This is a genomic window from Cryobacterium sp. RTC2.1, assembly GCF_035018685.1.
Classification (GTDB): Bacteria; Actinomycetota; Actinomycetes; order Actinomycetales; family Microbacteriaceae; genus Cryobacterium; species Cryobacterium glucosi.
Map to the genome: position 1 here is coordinate 1 of NZ_JASJXJ010000215.1, position 4,838 is coordinate 4,838.

The following is a 4,838-nucleotide window of genomic DNA, read 5'->3' on the forward strand; positions in this document are numbered from 1 at the left end:
GGAACAGGCGCAGCCGGGGCCGGCGGCTTCCGGTATCGGTTGCGGCGAGCTCGTGGGTGCCTGCGGGGGCCGCACCCGGCGTTCCCGCCAGGAGGGTGGACCCGCGCCAGAGCGGGAGGACGCGCGTGGAGGCATCCGCCCGGAGCTCGTCGAAGAGTCCGGGTATGGCCCGGGTGAGGTGGTCCCTGTCGACGGCGTGGCGCGACAGTGGCAGTTGGGAGGTGAACGTGAACGGCATGAAGACCCTTCGGACTCTGGCGTGACTGCCGAAGTTATGTGGAGGCGTGGCGAACGACCACACCGAGGGGAAGTCGACCTAACCTAGTAGGCATGGCCAGATCCCATCTCACTCTAGCCGCGCTCGCCACTTCAGCCGTGCCCGGTCTCGACGTCGTCCAGGCCCGCAGCCATGGCTCCAGCGGGCGCTCCTCCGGCGCGCCCGGAGCATACGATTCCGCTGTCCTGCTGGACCGCGACGGACGCTCCCTGATCATCCGGGTGCCGCTTTCCCAGGCCGCGGAGACCGAGCAGTCCGCGGACCTCGTCGCGCTCCGCGCCCTGACCGTCGGCAATCGCAGCCGCCTGCCGTTCGACGTTCCGCAGTTCGTCGGGCAGGCCCCGCTCAGCGGGACGCGCGCCGTCGTCTACGAGTTCCTGCCCGGCGACACCTTCGACGCGGACGCCCTCACCGGACACGCCGGGGTCTCCGGGTCGATCGGCCGGGCCATCGCGGCCATACACGGCCTGCCGACCGCGGTGGTGAGCGATGCCGGGCTCACGCAACGCAGCGCCCAGGACTGCCGCACCGAGGTGATCGACCTGATCGGCCGCACCGAGGCGACCGGGTACCTGCCTGCGGCCCTGCTCCGCCGCTGGGAGCTCGCGACCGACGACGACGCGCTCTGGCAGTTCCTGCCCTGCGTCATCCACGGTTCACTGTCCGCGGAGTCCTTCCTGATCGGCGAGGATTCCGTGACGGCCGTGCTCGGCTGGGCGGCGCTGAGCGTCGGCGACCCGGCCAGGGACCTGAACTGGTTGCTCGCCTCCCGGGGAGCCGCCGGCGAAGCGGCGATCGCATCCTACGGCGGCGTGCGCCAGGGCAACGACCCGCGCATCACGCAGCGGGCGATGCTCTACGCAGAGCTCGAGCTCGCACGCTGGCTGCTGCACGGCACCGACACCCGCAACCAGGGAATCGTCGATGACGCCGTCGCGATGCTCGACGGGCTCGTCGAGAACGTGCACCACGCGACCTCGCACCCGCTGTCCCCGAAGACCGGCCCGATCCTGAACGTGTCCGAGGTCGAGAGCCTGCTCGCCGCGACCCCGTACGCCGCGGTGAAGCGCGCGCCGGCCGCCGCGATGCACACGGATGCCTACACGCTGTCCGACTTCGAGACCGGCGAGTTCGCCGACGAACCGGACACCACCGGCGCGATCGACGTCGTGGGCGACGGCACGGACACCGGCACCGGCGCCGAGGTGCGGGACACGACCGAGGACCACGCCGCCACGAGGTCCGCCTCGGAGTAGAGCCGCTCGGGGGCGACCACGGTGTCGTCGGCGACGAAATAGAACACCGCGTCGACCTCGTCAGGGTCGATCCCCTTCCAGGTCGCGTACGCGAGGCGGTAGAGCGCGAGCTGCGTCTGCTTGAGTTCGAGGTCCGCTGCGTTCTTCGGCGCCCGGCCCGTCTTCCAGTCCACGACCTGGTAGCCCGTCCCTGTGCGGTACACCGCGTCGAGCTTGCAGATGAAGACCTGGCCGGCGAGCACGTAATGGATCTCGATTTCGACCTCCTCCGGTTTGAGGCCGGCCCAGGGCGACCGTTCGAAGGTCGCCTGGAGGCGTTCGAGCTGGGCCTGCTCGAGCGGCTGGTTCTGGTCGAGGTCGAGTTCGAAGGCATCGGCATCCGTGTCGGTGTCTGCTTCGAAGAGCCCGGCGTCGATCCGGTCGCCGCCGAGGAGGCCGCCGGCCCGTCGCTCGACCCAGGAGTGGAAGAGGGTGCCGAGCCGGGTGGCCCGGTACGGCCGCTCGGGCATGGGGCGGCGCACCTGTGCGGCGACCCCGGCGGGATCGTCGACGTAGTCCTTGAACCGCGAGGCGGGGATGCGGGCGGGCAGCGGTGCGACCGTGCCTGCGCCCAGGCGGAGGGCGCGTTCCTCGAGCAGCAGGGTCACGACGTGGGACCAGCGTGTCTCGCGGGCCAGGGCGTCCGGATCGTTCGCTGCGGCGCGCACCCCGGAAGCGGCCTCTTCGACGACGGCCCGGCGGGTGCCGAGCGGGTCGAAGGGCCAGGCCGGCGTGAGGCCGTCCTCCGGGGCCGGTTTCTCGGCGTTGGCGCTTTCCTCTGGCAGGGGGTCGATGAGGCCGGCCTCCGCGAGCTCGACGAGGTAGCGGCTCGGGGTGCGCACGGTCGAGCCAGAGCCCCAGAACGAACCGGTCAGCAGGAGTTCGTGCCTGGCCCGGGTGGTGGCGACGTAGATCAGCCGGCGTTCCTCGTCGTCGTGGCGGCCGGCGAGGTCCGCCTTGTACGCCTGGAAGGCGAGGTCGTAGGACAGCTGGCTGTCGTGGCCGGTCCAGTCGAGCTGGGGCAGTTCGGCGTGGTCGCCGCGGAACGGGTACGGCAGCTCGCCGAAGCGGATCCAGCCGGTGACCTCGCGCGCGGGGGCCGGCAGGCTCTTGTCTGTGAGGTTCGGGATCGCGACGTAGTCCCACTCGAGGCCCTTCGCGCCATGGATGGTGAGGAGTTGCACGGTGCCCTGTTCGGCCACCTCGGCGCGCGGTCCCCTGTCGTCGGCGAGTTCGGCCCGGCCGAGCCAGCGCAGGAAGCTCGCGGCGGTGCCGAGCTCGTCACTCGCGAGGAAGTCGGAGATGGTGTCGTGGAAGGCGTAAAGGTTCGCGAGGCCGAGGCTGTTGTTCTCGTTCGCGACGAGTTCGACGTCGAGGAGGAGCTCCTGTTCGACTAGGCGCACGAAGTCGAGCAGCGGAAGACCGGCCCGCGAGCGCAACCAGGCCAGCAGCTTGCCTGCTGCGCGCAGCCGCTCACGGCCGGTGTCGGTGAAGCCGGCGAGCTGGCCGTGACCGGGCGGCGCCGCCGCGGCGAAGTCGAGGGCGTCGACGAGGGAGGCCCCCTCGTCGTCGGCGACGGACGCACGGAGCTTCTCCGTGAGCTCCCGGCTGACGGCCTTCTGCGCCCAGTCGTGGGCGGCGAGCCAGCGCGAGACGGCCGCGAGGTGCTGCAGGTCGCGCGGGCCGACCTGGAACCGGGCACCACTCAGCAACCGGACGAGTTCGCTTCCCGCCGAGGGATCGTGCACGACCCTGAGCACGCTGACGACGTCGGTGACTTCCGGGGTGGAGAGCAGCCCGCCGAGGCCGAGCACGTGGGCGCGGACGCCGTTCGCGCGGAGGACCCCGGCGAAGAAGTCCATGTCGCGCCGGGCGCGGAAGAGGATGGCGCCGGACTTGTCGCTGCCGGCGCCGAGCCGGGCGGCGAACCAGCTGGCGACGGCCTGGGCCTCGTCGGTGGCCGTCTCGGCGAGCTGTGCGGAGACAGCGCCGGGCCGGGTGCCGTCCGGCACCTTGAGCGTCTCGACCTGGATGCCGTCCGTCCGGCGGCGCAGGGCCTCGCTGAGCGGGGCGACGAGCGTGTTCGCGGCGTCGAGGACCGACCGGGGGTTGCGCCAGGTGAAGGAGAGCGACATGGACGGGGTGACCCGGCGTTCCGAGCGGGCGTCGGGGTCGAAGTCGGCGGAGAAGGCGAGCAGGTTCGCGGAGCTCGCACCGCGCCAGCCGTAGATGGACTGGTGCGGGTCGCCGACGGCCATCACCGGATGCCTGGCGAAGAGGGTGTGCAGGAGTTCGGTCTGGAGCACGGAGGTGTCCTGGTACTCGTCGAGCAGCACCACCCGGTACTGTTCGCGGTACCCCGCGACGACCCGCGGAACCCGCTGGCTCACCTGCAGGGCGAGGGCGACCTGGTCGGAGAATTCGATCAGGCCGAGCCGGCGCTTCTCCCGGTCGTACCAGTCGGCGAGTTCGGCGAGCACGGGCAGCGGCCCGACCGCGGCGAGTGAGTCGACGACGGAGGTGTACGGGACCTTCTTGCGCGGGTTGCCGTATGGAAGGTCTTCGAGGTAGGCGAAGCCGGCGGCGAGGCCGGCGAGATCGTGCCCGGCGCGGCCGGGGGCGCCTGCCGGGCCGGTCGTTGCCAGGCCGGTCGTTGCCAGGCCCGTTGTAAGGGGAGGCGGGTTCTCGGCGAGCAGGCGGCTGAACCGGAGCACGGCATCCGTCACGGCGTCGAGGCTCTTGCCCCAGGGCACGAGCCTGTGGTCGCCGTGTTCGATCACGACACGGCGGGCGAGCAGCCACGCGCTCGTCTCGGTGAGCAGGACGGACTCGGGTTCGCGGCCGAGCAGGAGGGCGTTGTCGGTGAAGAGACGGCTCGCGAAGGAGTTGTACGTCGACACGGTCGGGGTGTTGAACAGGCCGGAGTCGACGAGCTCGCCGGTGGTCTCTGCGCCCGCGGCCGGAGTCGGCGCGGGCAGCAGTCCGTTGGCGTCGAGCTGCGCGATGCGGTCGCCGATGCGCTCGGCGAGTTCGCCGGCCGCCTTGCGGGTGAAGGTGAGGCCGAGGACCTGGTCTGGGCGGGCGAGGCCGTTGGCGAGCAGCCAGAGCACCCGGTTGGCCATGGTCTCGGTCTTGCCGCTGCCGGCTCCGGCCACGACGAGGGTCGGCGCGAGCGGGGCCTCGATCACCGCCTGCTGTTCCGGGGTGGGCGGGAACATGCCGAGCGTGCCGGCGATCTCGAGGGCGCTGACCGGGTTCTGCGGACG

The 4,838-nt window shown here is 71.6% G+C and carries 1 protein-coding gene and 2 pseudogenes; 1 reads left to right on the forward strand and 2 read right to left on the reverse strand.

The window, feature by feature from the left end; translation table 11 throughout:
- Nucleotides 1–238: pseudogene (locus tag QN357_RS17800) on the reverse strand (hypothetical protein); the annotation flags it as partial.
- 92 nt (nt 239–330) lie between these two features.
- Here QN357_RS17800 and QN357_RS17805 point away from each other — a divergent pair.
- A pseudogene (locus tag QN357_RS17805) lies at nt 331–1,023 on the forward strand (phosphotransferase); the annotation flags it as partial.
- Between the two features lie 353 nt (nt 1,024–1,376).
- On the opposite strand, the gene QN357_RS17810 reads toward QN357_RS17805, so the two are convergent.
- The coding region (locus QN357_RS17810; RefSeq protein WP_323505294.1) for an ATP-dependent DNA helicase at nt 1,377–4,838 on the reverse strand (3,462 nt) is incomplete at its 5' end.